Source organism: Stenotrophomonas pictorum JCM 9942 (assembly GCF_001310775.1).
Taxonomy (GTDB): Bacteria; Pseudomonadota; Gammaproteobacteria; order Xanthomonadales; family Xanthomonadaceae; genus Stenotrophomonas; species Stenotrophomonas pictorum.
In genome coordinates this window covers 1-2,193 of record NZ_BAZI01000414.1, presented here as the reverse complement: position 1 = coordinate 2,193, position 2,193 = coordinate 1, and the positions used below count along the sequence as shown (strand labels likewise).

Genomic DNA, 2,193 nt, shown 5'->3' with positions numbered 1-2,193 from the left:
GACGCCGACCCCACCCGCTGAGCCGCGCGGGAGGTGCAACGGAAAAGGGACCTTGCGGCTCCCTTTTCCTTTGCCGGTAAGGCGACTCAGAAATCCAGGCTGAGCCGGGCGTAGGTGTAGCGGCCGGGCAGGTCATAGGTGCCCGGGTCGTAGCCGTTGAGGGTGCAGCTCAGGCAGATCGGCGGGTTCTTGTCGAACACGTTGTTCACCCCGAGGCTGACTTTCACGCCCTTCATCCATGCTTCGGTGCGCCAGCTCAGCTGGGCGTCGTGGTAGGTGGTGGCGCCCAGCCAGTGCAGGTCGTTGGCGCTATCGGTGCAGATGTCGAAGCCGTTGGCGCCGGCGCAGCTCTCGCGCAGGCGGTCGATGTAGCGCAGCGTCCAGCTGGCGTTCCAGTTGCCCAAATCCCAGTTGGCGGCCAGGGTCGAGCTCCACTCCGGAATCGCGCTGTCATTGGTCTCCACGCCCGGGCCCTTGGGCTCGGCCTGGCCGGACTCGTTGACCAGCTCGTAGCGCGTCACCCAGGTCGCCTTCCAGTCAAAGCCCAGCTGGCCCCAGCCGGTTTCCGGCAGCAACCAGTGCGCGCTGAAATCCCAGCCGCTGGTGTTGATCGTGCCGAGGTTGGCGAGGATGTCCTCGAAGCGGATGATCTGGCCGCGGTCGTTGCGGGTGTAGCTGGCGCAGGCCACCGGATCGCGGCTGTCGATGCAGCGGTCCATGATCGCCTGCGCGTCCGGGGCCTGGATCGCCTTGCCGATGGTGTGGCGGTAGAAGGTCACCCCCAGGTCCAGCTTGCTGGCCCAGCCGCTGTCCTCGGCCCAGCCCGGGCTCCACACCGCGCCGGCCATGAACGAACGGCTTTCCTCCGGTTCCAGCGCGCGGTTGCCCGAGGTCACCACCGAGATCTGCGGGTTGGCCTGCTCGTAGCCCGGCGGCACGCCGTCGGCCACGCACTTGGGGGTGGTGGAGGCGGCGTTGTTGCAGGGGTCGACGATGGTGGCGTCAAAGCGGCTCAACGTGCCGTACAGCTCGCCGATGGACGGGGCGCGGAAGCCCTGGGCGAAGGACATGCGCAGCAGCAGTTCATCGGCCGGCTGCCAGCGCAGGCCGAGCTTGCCGGTGTTGGTGCCGCCGAAGGTGGAGTAGTCCGAGTAGCGCCCGGCAATGCTCAGGTCCAGGCTCTTGCCCCAGAAACCTTCGCGCGCCAGCGGCACGTCGAATTCGACATAGGCCTCCTTCACCGAATAGCTGCCGATGGTCGCCCCCGAGGGCACGCCGTTGTACTCGCCGGCGATGGTGATCGGGTCGGGGTGGTATTCGCCCTTGTAGCGGCGCCATTCGGCACCGGCGGCGAAGGACACCGCGCCGGCCCAGTTGTCGAACAGCTCGCCGGTGAGGTTGGCCGAGGCCTGGCTCAGGGTGTTCTTGCTGCGGTCGCGCACGATCGGCGAGATCCACGCCAGCATCTCCGGGGTGATGGTGCCCGGCCCGCCGAACAGGTTCAGCGGCACGCAGCCGGCAATGGCCGCGCACGCGGCCGGATCGCCCAGAGCCTGGTTGATGTGCTTGATGTTGTAGCTGCCGGTATTGGTCTGGGTGGCCTTGCTTTCACTGGTCATCGCGTTGATGTCCCAGTTCCAGGTGCGCTGGTTGACCTCGAAGGTGCCGTCCAGCCCGGCGGCGGCGTACCAGGTTTTCACCTCCTGCTCGTAGCGGCGCGGGCCGCCCTCCACCGGACGCCGGCCCAGCAGGAACAGGTTGGGGTTGGCGCCCATCGTGCTCAGGTCGAAACCGAACGGGTTGTACGGGTTGTTGGCGGCGATCACCAGTTTGGTTTCGGCCCACTCGTTGTAGACGCCGGCATCGGTGCCCAGGAAGATCGGTTCGGGCGCGGCCTGGTTGGCCGAGTCGCGCTCGCTGTACAGGCCGCGGGCCCAGCCGCTGAGCGTGGGGGTGAACTCGAAGCGCACCTGGCCGAACACGGATTTGCGCTCGTTCGGGGTCAGCAGCAGGTTGTACGGGGCGAAGTTGAAGCGGTTGGCGGTGCCGAAGCGGATGAAGTCGTCGGGAAAACGGGCGCCGCCGGCAAAGCTGGCGTCGTTGGGCAGGGTGATGTTGCAGGTCGCCGAGCCGGGGATGGGGTTGCCGTCGGCGTCGCGGGCCAGCGGACACAGGCCGCCATAGGTGTTGTTG

General features: G+C 67.4%; 1 protein-coding gene. It reads right to left on the bottom strand.

Annotation, left to right across the window (positions count from 1 at the left end):
* Nucleotides 1-86: 86 nt before the first annotated feature.
* Nucleotides 87-2,193, bottom strand: a 2,107-nt coding sequence (locus JCM9942_RS14435) for a TonB-dependent receptor domain-containing protein (RefSeq protein ID WP_054660524.1), incomplete at its 5' end; no start/stop codon positions are given.